The 18,238-nt window shown below is 68.1% G+C and carries 18 protein-coding genes; 8 read left to right on the top strand and 10 right to left on the bottom strand.

Annotation, left to right across the window (positions count from 1 at the left end; all coding sequences use genetic code 11):
• On the bottom strand, positions 1–491 hold a 491-nt coding region (locus tag ON39_RS15985), incomplete at its 3' end, for an RsbRD N-terminal domain-containing protein (RefSeq protein WP_506329722.1).
• A 573-nt stretch (positions 492–1,064) separates the two neighbouring features.
• On the opposite strand from ON39_RS15985, the gene ON39_RS15980 reads away from it, so the two are divergent.
• Positions 1,065–2,612, top strand: coding sequence for an acyl-CoA carboxylase subunit beta (locus ON39_RS15980; protein ID WP_040734852.1), 1,548 nt, complete (start codon positions 1,065–1,067; stop codon positions 2,610–2,612).
• 198 nt (positions 2,613–2,810) lie between these two features.
• Here ON39_RS15980 and ON39_RS15975 read toward each other — a convergent pair whose 3' ends face one another.
• The 6 genes from ON39_RS15975 to ON39_RS15950 form a co-directional block, all read right to left on the bottom strand.
• Positions 2,811–3,329 (bottom strand): Rv1733c family protein, encoded by a 519-nt coding sequence (locus ON39_RS15975; protein ID WP_040734851.1) that lies wholly within the window; start codon positions 3,327–3,329, stop codon positions 2,811–2,813.
• 68 nt (positions 3,330–3,397) lie between these two features.
• Entirely contained in the window at positions 3,398–4,042 is a 645-nt protein-coding gene (locus tag ON39_RS15970) for a TetR/AcrR family transcriptional regulator (protein WP_051186684.1), read from the bottom strand.
• A gap of 240 nt (positions 4,043–4,282) precedes the next feature.
• Entirely contained in the window at positions 4,283–5,230 is a 948-nt protein-coding gene (locus ON39_RS15965; protein ID WP_083894478.1) for a Sco1979 family transcriptional regulator, read from the bottom strand.
• Between the two features lie 165 nt (positions 5,231–5,395).
• Complete coding sequence (locus tag ON39_RS15960; RefSeq protein ID WP_040734845.1) at positions 5,396–6,463, bottom strand: fused (3R)-hydroxyacyl-ACP dehydratase subunits HadA/HadB; 1,068 nt, start codon at positions 6,461–6,463, stop codon at positions 5,396–5,398.
• Between the two features lie 207 nt (positions 6,464–6,670).
• Entirely contained in the window at positions 6,671–8,095 is a 1,425-nt protein-coding gene (locus tag ON39_RS15955; RefSeq protein ID WP_040734843.1) for a lipase family protein, read from the bottom strand.
• Between the two features lie 225 nt (positions 8,096–8,320).
• Positions 8,321–9,544, bottom strand: a complete 1,224-nt coding sequence (locus tag ON39_RS15950) for a lipase family protein (RefSeq protein WP_051186683.1) — start codon at positions 9,542–9,544, stop codon at positions 8,321–8,323.
• A 300-nt stretch (positions 9,545–9,844) separates the two neighbouring features.
• On the opposite strand from ON39_RS15950, the gene ON39_RS15945 reads away from it, so the two are divergent.
• Entirely contained in the window at positions 9,845–10,087 is a 243-nt protein-coding gene (locus ON39_RS15945; protein WP_040734842.1) for a hypothetical protein, read from the top strand.
• A gap of 94 nt (positions 10,088–10,181) precedes the next feature.
• On the opposite strand, the gene ON39_RS15940 is transcribed toward ON39_RS15945, so the two are convergent.
• Positions 10,182–11,309 (bottom strand): lipase family protein, encoded by a 1,128-nt coding sequence (locus ON39_RS15940; RefSeq protein WP_063713351.1) that lies wholly within the window; start codon positions 11,307–11,309, stop codon positions 10,182–10,184.
• Positions 11,310–11,489: 180 nt separating this feature from the next.
• On the opposite strand from ON39_RS15940, the gene ON39_RS45930 reads away from it, so the two are divergent.
• The 4 genes from ON39_RS45930 (at position 11,490) to ON39_RS15920 (ending at position 13,601) form a co-directional block, all read left to right on the top strand.
• On the top strand, positions 11,490–12,017 hold the full coding sequence (locus ON39_RS45930) for a DUF2599 domain-containing protein (protein WP_040734839.1): 528 nt from the start codon (positions 11,490–11,492) through the stop codon (positions 12,015–12,017).
• Between the two features lie 35 nt (positions 12,018–12,052).
• Entirely contained in the window at positions 12,053–12,748 is a 696-nt protein-coding gene (locus ON39_RS15930; protein ID WP_051186679.1) for an NAD(P)H-binding protein, read from the top strand.
• A gap of 30 nt (positions 12,749–12,778) precedes the next feature.
• Positions 12,779–13,078, top strand: a complete 300-nt coding sequence (locus ON39_RS15925) for a putative quinol monooxygenase (protein WP_040734837.1) — start codon at positions 12,779–12,781, stop codon at positions 13,076–13,078.
• 295 nt (positions 13,079–13,373) lie between these two features.
• Positions 13,374–13,601 (top strand): hypothetical protein, encoded by a 228-nt coding sequence (locus tag ON39_RS15920; RefSeq protein ID WP_040734836.1) that lies wholly within the window; start codon positions 13,374–13,376, stop codon positions 13,599–13,601.
• Positions 13,602–14,277: 676 nt separating this feature from the next.
• Here ON39_RS15920 and ON39_RS15915 read toward each other — a convergent pair.
• Positions 14,278–15,171 (bottom strand): Sco1979 family transcriptional regulator, encoded by an 894-nt coding sequence (locus ON39_RS15915; RefSeq protein WP_051186678.1) that lies wholly within the window; start codon positions 15,169–15,171, stop codon positions 14,278–14,280.
• Positions 15,172–15,260: 89 nt separating this feature from the next.
• Complete coding sequence (locus ON39_RS15910; protein ID WP_040734835.1) at positions 15,261–15,482, bottom strand: DUF397 domain-containing protein; 222 nt, start codon at positions 15,480–15,482, stop codon at positions 15,261–15,263.
• Positions 15,483–16,397: 915 nt separating this feature from the next.
• Between ON39_RS15910 and ON39_RS15905 the strand changes: the two genes are divergently transcribed.
• Positions 16,398–16,628 (top strand): hypothetical protein, encoded by a 231-nt coding sequence (locus ON39_RS15905; protein WP_040734833.1) that lies wholly within the window; start codon positions 16,398–16,400, stop codon positions 16,626–16,628.
• A gap of 261 nt (positions 16,629–16,889) precedes the next feature.
• Positions 16,890–18,152 carry a PucR family transcriptional regulator gene (locus tag ON39_RS15900; RefSeq protein ID WP_040734832.1) on the top strand — a complete coding sequence of 421 codons (1,263 nt, stop codon included), beginning with the start codon at positions 16,890–16,892 and terminating at the stop codon, positions 18,150–18,152.
• The last annotated feature ends 86 nt before the right edge of the window (positions 18,153–18,238 follow it).

Raw genomic sequence — 18,238 nt, 5'->3', positions numbered from 1 at the left:
ACGGCGATCCCGGTCTGGCTCACCAACTCGCCGACGGCATGGCCGCCGAGCAACGCGGACACCAGCGTCTGCGCCGCGGTCTGGTGTTCGCGCGCCACCAGGCGGTGTTCGTCGACGTAGGCGGCCGACGCGGTGACCGTCACCATCTCCAGCACCCGCAGGATCAGCTGCGCACCGGCGACGACGTCGTCGCCCTCGCCGTGCGCCGCGACGAATTCCAGCCCGGCGCGAATTTCGTCGTGACAGGAGGCGAGCACAGTCTCCAGCGCCACCCCTTCCCGCGCCCAACGCGTTGCGGCACCGGCGATTTCGGGCGGCTCGGCTACCCCGCGCCGAGCGCGCGGCGCGAGTAACTGGACGGCCGCCGCCACGTAATCGCGCGTGGTCGTCGCCACGTCGCCGGGGATACCGCGACCCGTGCGCGGTGCCAAGTAGTCGAGCAGTTTCGACGCCAGGCTCTCGGAACTCGAACCAACCCGCATTGCCGTCATGACTTACAAAGGCTAGCGACGAATCGTGATCGAATCGGGATACGATCCCGAAATCGGGTATGTCATCAGCGATCACGGCACCCGTTGGGCGAAATCACAAGCCGCCGAGTGATTTTCGTAACGTCGATCGCGGCGCACAGGGAATGATTCGGCGACCGGTGACATATTCGGCGCGAACGGCTTTCCCACCGTCGCGATCCGCGACCCCCGAACGATTTGCGCCGCCATGCTGATTGCGTCGCCATGTGTGATTGTGACGCAGCGCCGACCGCGCATTCCGGCGCTGCGTCCACGCCACCCTAACGCCCCGGCACCGACCCGAATAGACATCCGCGCGATCCTGAGGATCTGTCATCGGCCGACCGCACACCGCTTGGTAGTTCGCACAAATACCCCGCGCGTCTCCGCAGGCCACGCGGGGCTCGTATGAACCGCGCGCCCCGCGTTCAAACCTGTGAACTCTCACAGGGGATGTGCCGGACGACTGTGCAGTAACTCTCACCCCCGGATACCATCGAGCGCTGCGCCCCCGTACGGCGACGCTGCAGAGGTTCGAAGGGCATAACACCACACATGAGCGGTACGCGAGACAAGCTGGAAGAGCTGCGGGGAATCCTGGAGCTTGCTGAGGAACCCGCCGGCGAAACCGGCATCGCGAAGCGTAAGGCCAAGGGGATACCGAGCGCACGGCAGCGCGTGCGGGCGCTGCTCGACCCCGGCAGCTTCGTCGAGATGGGCGCGCTCATGCGCCAGCCCGGCGCGAACAACGCCATGTACGGCGACGGCGTGGTCACCGGCCGCGGCCGGATCGACGGCAGGCCGGTGGTCGTGATCGCGCACGACCAGACCGTGCACGGCGGCTCGGTCGGCGAGATGTTCGGCCGCAAGGTCGCCGCCGCCATGGAGTTCGCCTACGAGAACGCCTGCCCCGTGGTGGCGATCAACGACTCCGGCGGCGCCCGCATCCAGGACGCGGTGACGTCGCTGGCCTGGTACGCGCTGATGTGCCGGCGCCAGGAGGACCTGTCGGGCTACGTGCCGCAGGTGGCGATCATGCTCGGCAAGTGCGCGGCCGGTTCGGTGTACGGACCCGTCAATATGGATGTGCTCGTCGCGACCGACAAGTCGTACATGTTCGTCACCGGGCCCGAGGTGATCAAGTCGGTCACCGGCGAGGTGGTCAGCGCCGAGGAGCTCGGCGGCGCGGCCGTGCAGGCCCGCAACGGCACGCTGCACCACGTCGCGAAGGACGAGCAGGCCGCGTTCGACTGGGTGCGCACCTACCTGAGCTACCTGCCGACCAGCTGCCTGGAGCAGCCGCCGGTCATCAACCCCGGCCTGGAGCCCGAGGTCACCGACCACGACCGCGAGCTGAACCGGATCATCCCGGACTCCGACAAGGTCGGCTACGACATGCACGAGATCCTGCTGCGGATCTTCGATGACGGCGATTTCCACGAGATGGCCGCGGCCACCGCGGCGAACCTGATCACCGGTTTCGCCAGGGTGGACGGCCGCAGCGTCGGCGTCGTCGCCAACCAGCCGCAGGTGCTCGGCGGCGCGCTCGACGCGCAGGCCTCCGACAAGGCCACGCACTTCATCCGGCTGTGCGACGCCTACGGCCTGCCGATCGTCTTCGTCGTCGACACCCCCGGCGTGCTGCCCGGCGTCGAAGAGGAGCGCAACGGCGTGATCAAGCGCGGCGGGCGGTTCTTCCGCGCGGTGATCGAGGCGACGGTGCCGATCGTGACCGTGGTGACCCGCAAGGCCTACGGCGGCGGCTACGCGGTGATGGGCTGCAAGCAGCTCGGCGCCGACATCAGCTTCGCCTGGCCGACCGCGCGGATCGCGGTGATGGGCGCCGAGAGCATGGTCGGCATCATCGGCCGCAAGCAGCTCGAGGCCACGCCGATCGATCAGCGGGCCGCGGTGCGCCAGCAGATGATCGACTTCTACAACGCCACCATCTCCACCCCGTGGATCGCCGCCGAGCGCGGCTACGTGGACGCGGTCATCGAGCCGGCGCAGACCCGGCTCGAGATCCGCAAGGCGCTGCGGCTGCTGCGCGACAAGGACACCGCGAAGGTGAACCCGCGCAAGCACAGCCTGATGCCGGTGTGATCAGGAGTTGTGCTGTCTCACAACACAACCGGGTACCCGATGGTGGGCTGTCCGGTGATCTGTTCTTACCGAACGCCTTTCGGCGGCCATGGCTAACGTCGATGACGTGCCCGGCCGTCGTTCGCCGCGATCGTCCAGGCACGCCCCGCACCCGCCGCGCTTGAACCCTACCCTCGCCGGCGGGCGCGGGGCGCCGGCTCAGCTATGACTCCCCCAGCGCAAATCCGCTGTGGCCCATTCCATTTCCCACATCCGCAGGCGCCTGCGATCGAGCCCGCGGCGCAGCGCGAAGTAGCAGCCGAGCACCGCGACGAGCGCGCCGAACAGCGCACCGGAGGTGATCAGCACCGCCTTGCTCAGCGCCTGGGTCTGCGACGGCGGCTCGACGATCTTGTTCGCGCCGGTGAGCCAGATGGTCACCGGCTGCCCGGCCTGCACGACGGTGGTCGACTGGTAGTCCTCGGTGTGCACGACGCCGTCGACGTCCTTCCACTGCACCTTGGCGGGCATGATGGGCGCGTACAGCGGCGCCTTGCCGGTCTCGGTCACCGTCGCCTCGACCTTGTGCAGCTGGGCCGTCTCCGCCCGCACCACGGCGCTTTCGGTGCGGTAGATCCCGACGCCGACCGTCCACACCAGCACCGGCACGAGTATCAGGAACACCAGGGTGAGGCCGAGGGCGCACAGGGTCTGCACGCGATCCTCTCTGCGGCGCATCGGATTTCGGTCCAGCCCGACGCGGCGGCACGTCCTGCGACATATATCCATATTCACCGACCCTGTGGTCATGACGGTGACTCCTCGGTCCGGAACTCGGTGGTGAGCGTGGCCAGTGTGGCGAAATATTCCTCGATCAGATCGCGTAGGGCGCTGGGATCGTCGCCCGCGGCCCAGGTCTGCAGGGCGGAGATGAGCAGCCCCGCACCGACCGCCACCGCGGTGGCCGGGCGCAGGTCGTGCTCGGGGTCGACGCCGAGGCGGGCGGCGATGATCCGCACCGATTCTCGCTGACCCTCGATGCGGATGCGCTGATATCCGGCGAACAACTCCGGTTCGTCCTCGAAACGCTGGAACAGGGCCCACCGCCGGGCGAGCCGCGCGGCGCGCTCGCCGCCGAACTCGGCGGCGAACCAGTCGTACACGGCGTTGCGGTAGGCCAGCAGCGGCGACTCGTGCGGCGGGCGGCGGCACAGGGCGTCGTTGAAGAGGTGGACGTCTTGGTCGACCTCGCCGAGGACCGCCTCGGCGATGGAGGTGAAGTGGCGACTGAACGTGCGCCGGGTGACCCCGGCCCGCACCGCGATGTCCTCGACCGCCACCGCGCCGAGCCCACGCTCGTTGAGCAGATCGAAGGCGGCACGCGACAGCGCCTCCCGACTGCGCCTGGTCCGCAGTCGGCGGCCGTCGAGATCGACACCATCGTCGCTCATGCGCTCAGTTTACCACCTTATTGTCCCATTGGGACAATACTTCGGGCCCGCCGCCAGCCCGTTCCGGGGTCGCTCAACGGGGTGGGCCGTCCCCGCTCAGCGCGCTACACCTGCGATACGAGCGTTCGTCTCACTACCTCAGATGCCCAATTCGGGCGGGCCGAATCATCGTGGGGGAACGCCCGATCAGCCGTGCACGGACTCGCGGACCAGGCGCGGAATCAGGGGGTGGCTCGCCGATCAGGCGCGGCGCGGACTCGCGGGCTGATCGAGGATGGGCGGCTGGCGGCGGCGCAGCGCCTTCAGCAGCGACACGGTGTACTCCGGCGGCGCGGCGTGCACCGAAAGTTGGTTCGCCACAGCGCGATACGCGTCCAGGTCGGCCTGCTTGTCCAGGTACAGCGCGCTGGTGAGCTGCTGGAGATAGACGATGTCGGGCAGGTCGGCCTCGGCGAAGCGCAGGATGGTGAAGGCGCCGTCCGCGAGCGCGGGGCCGCCGACGTGGTCGGCGAGCACCTGCACGATGACGTTCTTCTTGGCGACGGCGCGCAGCAGGTGCTCGATCTGCTCGTTCCACACCGCGGAGCCGCCGATCGGGCGCGAGAGCGCCGCCTCCTCGACGACGACCCACAGCTGCGGCGGGTTCGGGCGGTCGAGGATCGCCTGGCGGCGCACGCGCAGGGCGACGCGCCGCTCGATGGCCTGCTGCGGCTCGCCCGAGTGGGCCAGGGACAGCAGGGCGCGCGCGTACTCCGGGGTTTGCAGCAGTTCCGGCACCGCCCTCGGCTCGTAGGCGCGCACCAGCGTGGCCGCCTGCTCGAGCCCGAGGTAGGTGTCGTACCACTTGGGCAGCCAGTCGTTGTCGCGGTGCCACCAGCCCGACTCGTTGCCCTGCCGCGCCAGCTCGAGGTATTCCTCGCGTTCGGTCGGATCGGTGACCCGATAGAGATCGAGCAGATCGACCAGGTCTCTGACGCGGAAACCGGTGCGGCCCAGCTCGAGCCTGCTGATCTTGGAGTGCGAGCCGCGAATGGCCTCGCCCGCGTCCTCTCGGGTCAACCCGCATGATTCCCGGAGTCTGCGCAGCCTGCTGCCCAGCATCATGCGTAAAACGGTCGGCCCGCTCGCCGGTGTCACCCCGCCGGACAGCGGGGAATTAACCGGATGACGCACCTCCGAAGGACGCATTCCTCGAGTTTGCCATGAGAAGCTTGCCCGTTTCTACTGACGAAAGACCCTGTGGCTATAACAGACCGCGTGTCCAGTGGCCGCCCACAACGCGGAAACCGGCTGCGGGCAGGGGTGGTTTGCCGGCCCGCAGCGCAGCGAGAACACTCAGCGCCGCGAGAACACTCAGCGCAGCGCGACCTCGGCCGTGGCGCGGCCGAACAGCTTCCTGCCGTCGCAGGTCGCGGTGAGCGCCACGGTGGCCGTGCGGCGCTCGGCGTCGAGCGACTTGATCTTGCCGCGGAACTCGATCCGGCTCGCCTTGGTCGCGGCGACCGGAGCGAAACCGGCGAACCGCACGCCGTAACTCGTCACGGCGGCGGGGTCGCCCAGCCATGAGGTCAGGTACCCCGCACCGAGGCCCATGGTGAGCAGACCGTGCGCGACGACGTCGGGCAGGCCCGCGCTCCGGGCGACCACGTCGCTGAAGTGGATGGGGTTCGAATCACCGGACACGCCAGCGTAATTCACCAGATCGCCGCGCGAGAGCGGCATCGACCGCACCGGCAGCTCCATGCCGACGGACAGCTCGTCGAAGCTCGGCACGGTGCGCGGGGTCCGCCGCCGGTCGAGCGGGTCGGCCCGCGGCGGTTCGTCGAAGCACTCGACCACGCCGGCGTCGGCGCCGAGCGCGGCGCGTTGCGCGGCCGCGTCGCTGCGGTCCGCGCCCGACTGCCCGGTCATGATGACGCCGTCGACGGCGGCCTTCAGGTCGGCGGCGATGTCGACGCCGGTCTGCGCGACCGCGGTGGAGGTGGCGGTCTGCAGCAGTTCCTTGTGCTGATTGGTGAGCACGCTCTTGGTCACCATGAAGTCCTTGTCGCCGAACTGGCGGAACGACTCGATATAGGACACGCAGTGCAGCTGATCGCCGGCCAGCACCGGCCGGTGCACCTCGATCGTCTGCTCGGTCTGCAATACCTGGCCGATGTCGTAGGCGGTGAGCACCGACTCGAACATGTTGCGCTGCATGAGCATCAGCACGATCGAGGTGAAGGTGAGCGGCGCGAGCAGGGCGTCGTAGCCCAGCTCCGCGGCGGCCTCCTCGTGCCAGTGCGCCGGGTGCGTCTCGTGCACGGCCCGGGCGAACTCGCGGATCTTCTCCCGCCCTACCTCGTAGTGCTCGATCATCCGATAGTGCCGCCCCACCAGGGCAAGTGCTTGCTCGGACGCGGTGGTCGTGGTGTCGTTCATGTGCCTCTTTCGCGAATCCCGGCGTCAAGCTCGCCCGGACCGGCCCACAATACCGAAACGCCACAGAATCGCATCCCGAGGGCGGCAGTCCGGACACGACCCAGTCGGCAGCGGGTAAGGGGGTCTGTCGTAGATCGCGGCAAACGCCGCACACGCTAACACCAATTATTCAGCGGGCTTGACGACGCACCGGCGTGTGGCTAATCCTCAGCATTCATCGGGCGCCGGCACGCCCTGCAACCGTTGATCCAACCAGAGCATCGCCTCTGGATATCCGAGTCCGGCGGCGATGATGTGCTCGCCGAGCACGCTGCGATAAATGGCCGGGACCCCGAGCCCGCATTGCTCGAGAAACAGATTGCGCGCCCCCTCGGCCGGGATCCAGAATTCCTGCTCGCCGTTGTAGATATAGAGCGGCGTGGCGGATTTCAGGCCCGCCATCTTCGTCACCCGGAAGATGTCGCTGGCGACCTCGGAGTGCAGCGGGTCGGGAATGTTCGCGGCGATATCGATCGGCAGCATGAGCACGCCGACCAGCCCGAAGGTGCTGCCGCACAGGTCCTTCATCGGCGAGGTCGCCACCCACTGCGCCAGATTGTTCATGCGGGCGAGGATCTCCGGGCGCTCGCGGCCGATGCCGAAGACCGCCGCCATGAACACCGCCGAGGCGAGGTTGCCGTTCATGCTGCGCGCGAGGATCTCGTAGTCGGCGGGCACGCCGCCGAGCGCCGCGCCGACGATGACGCCGGCCAACTCCGGGGCGTAACCGTCGATCAGCTTCACCGCGCCGTGCGTCGCGATGGCGCCGCCGGAGTATCCGGCCATGCCGAACTTGCTCGCGCCGAACTCGGCCGGCAGTAGGCCGCGCACCGCGCGGATCGAGTCGAGTATCGCGTGACCGGCGACGACCGGCTCCGCGTAGGCCATCCACGGTCCCTCGTGGTCCGGAATGAGCACGGCGTAGCCGCGCAACGCCGCGGCATAGGTCGTCGGCGGGATGAAATCGGTGGCGCTGGTGTCGCGGTTGAAGCCGTGTGCCAGCGTGTAGCCGGGGGTGCAGCCGCGCCCGAGCGCGTCGATCGGCAGGTTGTTCACCACCACCGGTCGTGGGCCGCCGCCCGGCCACGCCGCGGCCGGAACCACCAGCGTCGCCGTGGCGTAGGAGGGCGCGCCGTGCGCGTCGGTGGTGCGGTACTTCAGCAGCTGCGCGCGCTGGATCGGCAGGAGCATGAGCGGCGCCGTCGTCGCGGTGACGTCGCGGACCTCGATGACCTGCCCCTCGGCCAGCTCGGCCAGGTTCGCCGGCCACGCGTCGAAGAGCGGATCACCGATATTGTCCGGCAGCGCGGCGTCGCGCAGCGCGACCAGCGGCGGCGGCATGGTGTTCGCCTCCCACAGCGGCGGCGCGGGCTCGTCCGCGGCGGGCGCGATCGGCGGCGGCGGGATCACCTGATCGATCAGGCTCTGCACGTCGTGTAGCAGCGAGCCGCCGTCCGGCGGCGGAAACGGCCCGGGAAGCGTGGGCAGTGTCGGCAGGTCGGGCGGAACGGGCGACGGCTCGGCGGCCGCCTGCCCGGTCACCGTCGGGCAGAGAATCAGCAGGGCCACGGCAATGGCAGGCAAACATCTCATGGCACACGCCTTTGGGTGCGGACGTCGGGTTCACCTGGTGCTCAGGGAGATTCGGGGGTTCTTCTCCGAAATGGCGCCCTGTTGTACCAGACAGTCAGGCTACCCGGCGGGCACGCCTCGACGCGGCGGAACGGCCGACTTGTGCACGACACGTGGCCGAACCGCAACCACCGAGCCGAATGCCGCTTGTCGCGAACGGATTCGGCTCGGGCGGTGCCTCGATTCTCAGCAGTTGCTAGGTGCGGGCTCCCCTCTGAAGCGGGCGTCGAGCCAGTTCAACGCGTCCGGGATGCCGAGCACCGCCGCGGTGAGGTGATCGGGCACGGGAATCTGTTCGGTCTGCACCTTCGCGCCCGCGGCGCACCAGCGCTTGTCGGTATTGACCACCGCGTCCACCGGGATCAGCCCGTCGGTGGGCGAATGCCACTCGAATACCGGTGTTTTCGGCACGCCGTCGTAGAGCTCGAGGCTGTTCTCCTCCACCACGCGGCGCGCGGTGTTGTCGTTGATCATGGAGGTCGACTTCGCGAAGTCCAGCGCGCCGTGGCCGGCTCCGGCGGAGAGAATGTCGTTGGTGCAGCTGTTGGCCATCTTCGCGCGGGCGGCGAGGCCGCGATCGTTGAGCTGATCGCTGAGCGGGAAGCGGTCGGGGTACTCGCGTTCCAGGCCGAGGCCCGCGGCCAGCGCGAGCCCGAACACCGGGTGGGAACTCAGGCCGAGCGCCTCGAGCATCTTCACCAGGTTCATCGGCACGCCGCCCATGGCCGCGCCGGCGATGTTCAGCTCGGGGGCGTACGACGGTGCGAGCGCCGCCGCCCATGCGGTGGCCATGCCGCCGCCGGAGTAGCCGACCATCGACACCGGGCTCTGTTGCACCTGAAGTTCGGCGACCTGCTTGACCGCGCGGATGCCGTCGAGGGTGATCTGCCCGCCGAGTTTGGCGGCGCCGTAGGCGAAATTGGGGCCGAGGTGGTCGGGCAGCGCGACGGTCCAGCCGCGCTGCAGCAGCACGTTCCAGCCCGGCGCCTCGCGGACGACCAGGTTGGGATCGCCGGTGTAGAGCACCTTGGAGACCGAGCACTCCGCGCCGAGCCCGTTGATGATGTGCTGGAACGACAGCAGCGGCCCGTCTTTGACGTGCGCGCGCGGGGTGAGCACCGTCGTGGTCGCCGCGATCGGCCGGCCCTCGGAGCTGGTGGAGCGGAAGCGCACGACCGTGACCGTGGTGTCCGGGAAGATCATCAGCGGCGGCATCGCGCGGGTGGCGATCACATCGCCCGGCTTCTTGTCCGCGATATCCGCCGGTGTCGAGTAGAAGGGGTCCGGGTCCGGTGTGGGATACAGGGGTGCGCCGTGGCCGGGTCCGGCCATCGCGGCGACGAGCGCGAGCCCGGCCGCCATCGCGCTCACCGCGCGGGTGAATCTTCGCCGGGTCGCTCCCCTGCCCATCGAACGTAGGGCCTGACTCATCGATAGGTGCCTCTCGAATGGTCCAACGTTGTGACTCATCCTCGGTAATTTCGGCACCGAAGGGCAGACGGCGCGGCGATCATGTGGATATTTCACAAGTGTGGAGCGACCGGTCTGTGACGGTTGTACGCGTTCGCTCGTGACACTGCCCGACGGTCGCCACCAGGCCCTGTGACATGTCCAGCCAACGAGACGGACCATGTTCCGATCCATGTCACGGCTCTACCTTTCACAAGTACCGGCGCGGTTGCCGCGCCCGGCCAGGAAGGAGACGGTGGCATGGACGGCACCGCGCGCAAACTCGCTTACCGCGAAGACATCGACGAGGCCCCGACGCGGCGCGTCACCGTCTACTTCGACGGCCCGACGCCCGACGACGCCATGGTGCTCGAGTACGCGGCAAGCAGCACGGAGGCCTGGGAGTTCACCTCGGCCGCCGTGCACGCCGGGCTCACCGTGACGGTGGACGGCATGGTGCGCCCCGGCCTGCGCCGCCTCCCCTGCCGATCGCTCTGGCACTGAACGGGTTCGGGCGGGCCCGCGGCGAAAGGCGCCTATTCTCAGCACTTTCCGCAAGTTTGCAGCGCATGCCACAAGGCATCGAGTGCGGTTCTGCCTAGGCCGGTGCCAGTACGCGATGCAGGAAGGCAACGGCGTCGGGGAGCGCCGCCCGCGCGGCGCCGAGGTGATCGCCTGGGTAGACGTGGGTTTCCAGGTCGGTGCCCGACAGGCTCAGCTCCGCAACGAGTTTCGCGGTCAGCGGCGGCGGCACCTCCATGTCCGTCAGGCCCTGACCCACGAACAGCGGAATCGTGTACCCGTCGGTCGGTATGCGCATCATGGCCTTGGCCGCGGCCCACAGCGCCGGGTCGTCGAGCGGCTTGGCCAGCATCTCGCCGATCGCCACGTCGGCCAGGCGCGCGTTGGCCTCGGTGATGCACTCCGTCTCCACCACCCGCAGCGCCTCCTGACCGGTCGGGGTCAGGTAGCCGTCGACATCGAGTTCCGGTGCGCTGGCCCGCAATCCGGCCAGCAGCATGGCGACGTAGGCGGGCGTCTTCTCCAGCGGCAGGCGCGGAATCCACGGTCCCGCCAGCGGAATGAGCAGGTCGAGGTTCGACGGCGGGCCGGTGGCCGCCGCGCCGCGCAACTGGAGTTCCGGCGCGTCGGCGGGTCCGAGGTGCGCGGTGAACAGCGCGGCCTGCGCGCCCTGGGACTGGCCGAACACCGCCCACCGGGTGCCCAGCTCCGGCGCGACCGCCCGCGCGGCGCGGACCCCGTCGATCACGCTGCGCGCCTGTGAGGGTCCATCGAGGTAGGGGTGCGTGCCCGGGGTGCCGAGCCCGACGTAGTCCGAGATCACCACCGCGTACCCGGCCCGCAACAGCTCCGGGTACAACGAATCCAGGTAGTACACGCGAGGTTCGGTGGTGAACGCGCACTGATCGGCGATCCCGGTGGTGCCGTGCGCGTAGGCGACGATGGGCCAGCCACCCGGCGGCGGCGGGCCCGGCGGCACGTAGATCGCCCCCGTGCTCTGCATCGGCCCGCGCGGACCGCGCGACCAGTAGGTCAGCCGCTGCGCCGTCGCCGCGCCGTCCACCCGGAAACGCCCGGTCAGCTCCACCACATTCGTCACCGTGCCGGGCGCCTCGCCCGCCTCGGCCAGCGCGGGTGTCGCCAGCGCGACGCCCAGGCAGATCACGACGCCGGCCACCCCCGCCATGATCCGTGTACACATCATCGAACGACTATCGCGACCCCGGCACGCTCGGGCAAGCCACCACAATCAGTGGGCCTATACGGGTATACCTGGCCGTTTCGCCGCCGGTTCGCGTGGTATGGCTAGGCTTGGCCGCGAACGCCGAAGGTACCGTGCGGTCGCTAGGCCCGAGGGACGACCGACAACGCGAGAGGAGCCGGAGTGCGACACCCGAACCGGCCGACTCGCGTGCCGCGCCGCCCCGATCGCGCACTCCAGGCCCGAACGACCGTCCTGCTGTGCGCCGCCATGCTGCCGACGGCCTGCGCGTCCAACGACCCCACCCCCGTATCTCCCATCACCACAACGCTTTCCACGACACCCCAGCCCCGGACGAGCACCGCGACGCCGAGCACCACACCCGCCACCGACCCCTTCGCCGGGATGCCGCTCATCGACCACGCCGACTGGACCACGGCCGTCGACGGCCCTCGGCTGCGCGTCTACCCCACCCCCGCCGGCCGGCAGGACACCTTTCCCGGCGCCGACGAACGCGCCTGGCAGGAGGTGATCGCGCAGGCCCCCGACGCGGACGCCCCCGGCATGCACGACCAGTTCCGCTGCCACTGGATCTGGGCGCGCCTGGTCGAGCCGGACAAGCCGAGCTGGAATCTCGAACCCTGGCGTCCGGCGGTCGGCTATCCGGCCACCGTCGAGGCGCGCTGCAATCCCGGTGGCCCCGAACGCTGAACCCGGACCCGTCCCCGATCGGAAGGACCCGACCCATGCGCACTGTCATCGCAGGCGGACACGGCAAGATCGCGCTGCTGCTCGCCGAGCTGCTCGCCCGGCGCGGCGACGAGGTGGTCTCGCTCATCCGCAATCCGGACCACGCCGCCGACGTGAGCGCGACGGGCGCCGAACCCGCGCTGCTGGACCTGGAGCACGCCGACGCCGCGGATCTGACGGCCGCCGTGCGCGGTTCGGACGCAGTGGTTTTCGCGGCGGGCGCCGGGCCCGGCAGCACCGCCGAGCGCAAGTACACCGTCGACCGGGACGGCTCGGTCCGGCTGGCCGACACCGCCGAGCGGGCGGGCGTGTCGCGATTCGTGCAGATCTCCTCGATGGGCGCAGGCCAACCGCCCGCGCCCGGCACCGACGACGTCTGGGCGGCCTATATCGACGCCAAGACGCAGGCCGAAGCGGATCTGCGCGAGCGCGCGCTGGACTGGACGATCCTGCGGCCGGGCCGGCTCATCGATACGGCGGGCACCGGCCTGGTCACCCTGGCCGCGCCCCGGGTTCCGCGCGGGGAGATCCCGCGCGCCGATGTCGCCGCCGTGCTGGCCGCACTCCTGCTCGCGACCCACACCGCGGGCGCGACCCTCGAGCTCGTCGCGGGCGACACGTCGATCGACCGGGCCGTGGCGGCGCTCGCCGACCGCGCCGACTTCGATAACGCTGCCCCCCTTGCCGATTGACGTTCGCCTTCTCGTTAGGAGTGAGCAACCTTGTTCAGCCGCATCGTATCCATGAAGATCCGGGAGGGATCGCGCGCCGACTTCCTGGACGCGATCTCGCGCAGTGCCACCTCGTCGCTGCGCGACGAACCGGGTTGTCTACGCTTCGATGTCTGCGCCGACCGCGTCGACCCGCATCGATTCTTCCTCTACCAGCTCTACGTCGATGACGAGGCCGCCGAGGCCCACCGCTTCACCGAACATTTTCTTGCGATGCGGGCGGCGGCCGACAAGTTTGTCGAGCCCGGCACCCAGATTCAATACTGCACAGACGTCCTTTTTGCCAACTGACCGTCTTATCGGTACCCGGCGCCAGCAAACTTGCAGACGCCAAATCCCGCACGTGCGCTTGCAAATCGATCGTGCAGATGTACTTGCATCTGAAAGCTGCACGGACCTAAACTCAGTCGAGCAACGCTTTACCGCGAGCAGCCAGGGGAGAACTGAGGTCTAGCAGCAGGCCGAGGTCGCCGTGGAGCAACTGCCGCCAATCGTCAGGGGCGTTCGAATGAACCAACCACTCTCCGGCGCTCGGCTCGGAATAGCCGGCGCCGCTCTGGTCGACAAGCCAGCGAACGGTACAAAAATGAGCACACCGTCGGCCCGTAGCGGCCAAAGGAACACCGCGTACTCGCGGGAAACCGCCGTCGCGTTCGTCATCGATGCCGTCGAGTCCAAGGGTGCGGCCACCCGGCACGATTTCGACATCGACCGGATCGTCAACACGGCGCATGATGTCGTCGATGACTGGGATTTTCATACCCTGCAGCCCTCGACGTTCTGGCGGATAGCGTCCAGCTTCATCAAGCAGTGACGTCTCCGGGCGCCCCGAACCCCTGACGGGTGCCGAATTGCCTTGTGCCGCAAGCACTGAGCCGCTCTGTTCCACTGGCGATGAATCACCCTCGGGCGCAGTGTTCGCGGCACAAGGCAAGAAGGCACGGCTTTCCACCGAGCCACCCGCAGGCGATTCGCGCCGCAGCAGCGTCGGATTCCATTGCGCCCGTGGCGAATCGCACCGCGCCCGTCTTCGCATCGAAATAGCTTGCGACCGTAGCGTTTTCGGCGCTCGCTTCGAATAACCCCGCACCCGTACCGCTTCGGACCGCGGCACGGGCGATGACCCATGCGCTGATGCCGATCGGCCGGCAGTCCGCACCGTCCGGTCGAATTGGCATGCACCGCAAGCTTTTAGCGCGTCGGCGAGGAGGTTCCCTCCGGTGCCATCGTTCCCTGTCGCGCCGGACCGCGTCGCCTCGGGGCGTGACGGCACCGTCGCGATGCCTGACGCCGCACAGAGCAGCCCGGCGCGCACGGTGCCACGTCGAGCTCCGGTGAAGCGGTTCTCCCGCGCAGGTTCACGCACAGCGGTCGAGTGTTTCCGGGCGGATTCACAAGACAGGTCACCTGAACCGGACCCGGGACGATGTCGTGTCACGTGACGCTCCGTCCGCCGACTGTGCCCCGTCCCCATGGGCCTTCACGGATGATCAGAAAGCGTAACCCTCAGCGTATTTCTTCAGGATCTCCACCGACTTCTCGGGCCGCTCGGCCTGCACGCTGAGCCGGTCCATGACCGACAGGTACAGCGCGAGGTCCTGCCGACGATCCAGATACAGTGCGCTGGTGAGGTGTTCGAGATAGACGATGTCCGGCAGTTCGGACTCGGCGAAGCGCAGAATGCTGAACGAGCTGCCGGCGGCGGCGTGTTCGCCCGCCGAGTACGGCAGCACCTGAACGGTGACGTTCGGCAGTGCGGCGAGTTCGACCAGGTGCTCCATCTGCTCGCGGTGCACCCGGGGACCGCCGACCGGCCGATGCAGCGCGGCCTCATCGATGACCGCCCACACGATCGGCGGATCGGACCGGCGCAGAATCTCTTGCCTGCGCTGGCGTATCTGCACCCGCCGATCGGTGTCGGCATCCTCGTACCCGAGCGCCACTACCGCCCTGGCGTATTCGGGGGTTTGCAGTAGGCCGGGAACAAGATGCGCCTCGTAGGTGCGAATCTTGTTCGCCGCCTGTTCGAGGCCGAGGTAGGTGCCGAACCACTGCGGCAGCAGGTCGCTGTAGCGATGCCACCAGCCCGGCTCGTTCGCCTGCCTGGCCAGATCGAGGAACCGCTCGCGCTCTTCGGTGTCGTTGACGCCGTACAGCGAGAGCAGGTCCCGGATATCGCGTTCCTTGAAACCGGTGCGGCCCAACTCGAGACGACTGATCTTGGCGTGCGAGCCACGGATGGCGTCGCCCGCCGCCTCGCGGGTGATTCCTTTGGCCTCCCGCAGTCTGCGTAACTGGCCGCCCAATGCGATACGTAGCACTGTCGGACCACGTTCCGCGACAACGGGATGCACCTGACCATCGTCGTCGGGTTCAGCGATCATTGAGTTCGTCTCCGATACTCGGGGGTTGCCCACAGTGTGTCACAACCACCTGTCGCGAAACACACCGCACCGATCGCTTATGGTACCGCTCAACTCGTCAGATAGTCGAACTCTCCGGCCTTCGCGCCGCGCACGAAGGCGTCGATTTCCGGACGGGTATAGAAGAGCACCCCGCCTTCGGGATCGCGGGAGTTCCGCACGGCCACCTGGCCGTTGGTCGCCTCGGCGACCTCGACGCAGTTCCCGCTCGGATTGCTGTACGTGCTCTTGCGCCATGCGCCGATGATCTTGTTCGTCGAAAATTCGGACATGTTCCCCACTCCTCGATTACGCCGGTTGTGACCAATCAGTTCGTGCAGATGCACGCTCAAACGTTCTTGCATTTGCACCCACAGTTGGGACGATAGCACGAAGTTCGCGGCTGCGCGCCTACTAATTCGGACCATCCGGTCCGAGATGTGAGGCAGCAGTGTTTCGGCGAATGAACCGACTGGTCAGGCGGCTCTGCGGGGCCGGACGAAGACGCGAATCCCCCACTGCCACAGGGCAGATCGGAGGAAACAGTCATTCGCGACAGGGCTCGGTATGGCCATTGCCCACAGGGGTCGAAGTGGCGCTCGGCGGGGCCGAAACGTGCCCAGAAAACAGGAACGTTCCGGGGTGCGCGGGACCGGTTCCACATCCGAGGCCAACCCGGCATCGGCGGCGCCCGGGGCGCGAAACAGCGTCTCAACCGACCGCGAATCGCGTAAACAGCCCTGAATGTCCTACTCGCAGACAGTTATCTCGTCGCACGGCACGCCGCCGACACCGGAGGCGCGGCACGCGACGGCGACACCTCGACGTGCGACGCGCCGGAGATCCATGGATAGAGAGGCAGTTTCGAGAAACCTTCGACAGGACCGAAACTTGTTGGAGGCAGCAACGTTTCACTTAGTCGGGCGCGGATGGTCAGTCTTGTCAACACCCTGACCAGGGCAATCTCCATCTACCGCAGGGCAATCCATGATCCGGAGCCCGAGCAGCCGCGCCGGCGGGTACCCCAAACCCCCTTGTTCGACTCGATTTTTACCCATATTCACCCAGCCCGTTTGTGCAGATGTACTTGCATCTGTAAGTGACGGCGGCCTAGACTCGACCCCATATCGGGGAGGTACGCAGGGAGATTCGAGCCGGCGGCGCCTACACAGCAACCTCCCCACAGGCCACATGCGAGGGGCGGTCGAATGAGCCAGCCATTCCGGACTCCCCGCCGGGTAGCCGTCATCGGCACCGGCGTCGAGACTCTGCGCCAGTGTCCCGCTCCGGTTCCGGTGTCCGACTGCACTGTCGAACCACCCGGCCTCACCTACCGGCAGGCGCGCGACATCCTGTCCGCCCACGAGGTGCACGGCCCGCAGTGCAGGCAGTGGCTGGCCGCGGCCGCCTACCTATCCGCCGGTCTCGACGACGAGTAGTCGCTCGAATCCATTGGCTTGCCTCGATGTTCGACAGAAACCGAACATTGTTCGAGCCGACGGAACATTCGGTGCAGCATAACGCGCCCGCGCGTCGATGTCCCGAGACAGTGGTATGTCACGATCGGATCACCGAAAAATGCCGTAGGCTCCCAAGGGATCTCGCCGATTACTTCCTCGCCGAAGTACCCTTTCGTATAGTGAGCCGAACGATTCGGGCACGTTTCTATTACGCCCGACGTGGCAAATGGAGCGACCCGAATGACCTTCTCCGCGCTGGATCTACCCTCCGATTCGTCCGACACGGCGCTGGAAATCGGTGGCCGGCCGGCTTCGGTGCCGCTGCAGAACACCGATCGAGTCGCCTCACGGATGGTGGGTTATTTCGCCACCTGCATGGCGCCGTGCCGCACACTCCCCGGTGAGCAATTGCGCGGTGACATCACCAAACTCACCCGCAGCTGCCTGGGCCTGGTCGCCGAAATGTTCGATCGGCGTACCGTTCCCGGCGACGAACAACTCGGCGAGGTGCGCGAGGCCGCGGCCCAGTGGGCCAGGGAGGGCGTGCCGCTGAGCACCATTCTGCGCGGATACCACGAGGGCGTCCGCATCGCGTTCGGCCTGGTGACCGCGCCCGCGCGGGCCGATGACGTGGACCAGCTCCTCGTCGCCACCGATCTCATGCTGGAGTTGCTCGAGGCCGTCACCGCCGCGGTGGCCGACGCCTACGTCGACGAACAGCATCTCGTCGCCAAGGAACATCAGACCGCCGCGCAAACCCTCGCCTCCGCTCTGCTCAGCGGGCGGGGCAGTTCGGCGCTGGCGAGACAGGCGGGCATCCCGATCGCGGACGCGTATCAGGTGGTGGCCCTTTCCCTTTCGGAGCATCCGGACGAACGCGATCCCCGGGTGGACGCGAACGTCGCGGCCCGCCGCAAGCTGCGCAGGCTCCAGTCCGCGCTGGCCACGGTGTTCGCCTCGCGCGCGCTGGCGCTGCTCAGCACCAAGGGCGGCACGATGCTCATTCCGGCGGCCGAGGGCGACGAGGCCACGATGACCGCCGAGACGCTGGCGCGACTGGCGGAGGCCGCCGAGGTGCCGCTCACCGCGACCGTGGTCACCAGCGGCACCGACGAGATCCCCGAATCCGCCGACCAGGCACACGAATTGCTCAATCTGGTGCGCGTCGGCGGCAAGCCCCCTGGCCTTTATCACATGGCCGATCTCGCGGTGGAGTACCAGCTGACGCGCGGCGGGCCGGCCACCCGGCGCATCGCCACCATCCTCGATCCGCTCGAGGCCCACGCCGAACTCTTCGAAACCATGCGCGCCTACCTCGCCAACGATATGAACCGCCAGCTCACCGCGCGGCAGCTATACGTGCACCCGAACACCGTCGACTACCGGCTGCGCCGCATCGCCCAGCTCACCACCATCGACCTGGCCACCTCGGCCGGAATCTCGCAGGCCGCCATCGCCCTGCTCGCCCGCGATCTCGACACCGGCGTGACCAAACACCTGTGACCGTCACGTGACCTCGTGACGGATTCGTGCTGGCCCCCACGGAGGGAACTTGGGATGCTGAAACTGCCGCGGACATCTGGATGGTG

Origin of the sequence: Nocardia tenerifensis NBRC 101015, assembly GCF_000308715.1 — a bacterium.
Taxonomy (GTDB): domain Bacteria; phylum Actinomycetota; class Actinomycetes; order Mycobacteriales; family Mycobacteriaceae; genus Nocardia; species Nocardia tenerifensis.
The sequence above is the reverse complement of the archived record's forward strand: the minus strand, read 5'-3'. Positions and strand labels throughout refer to the sequence as shown.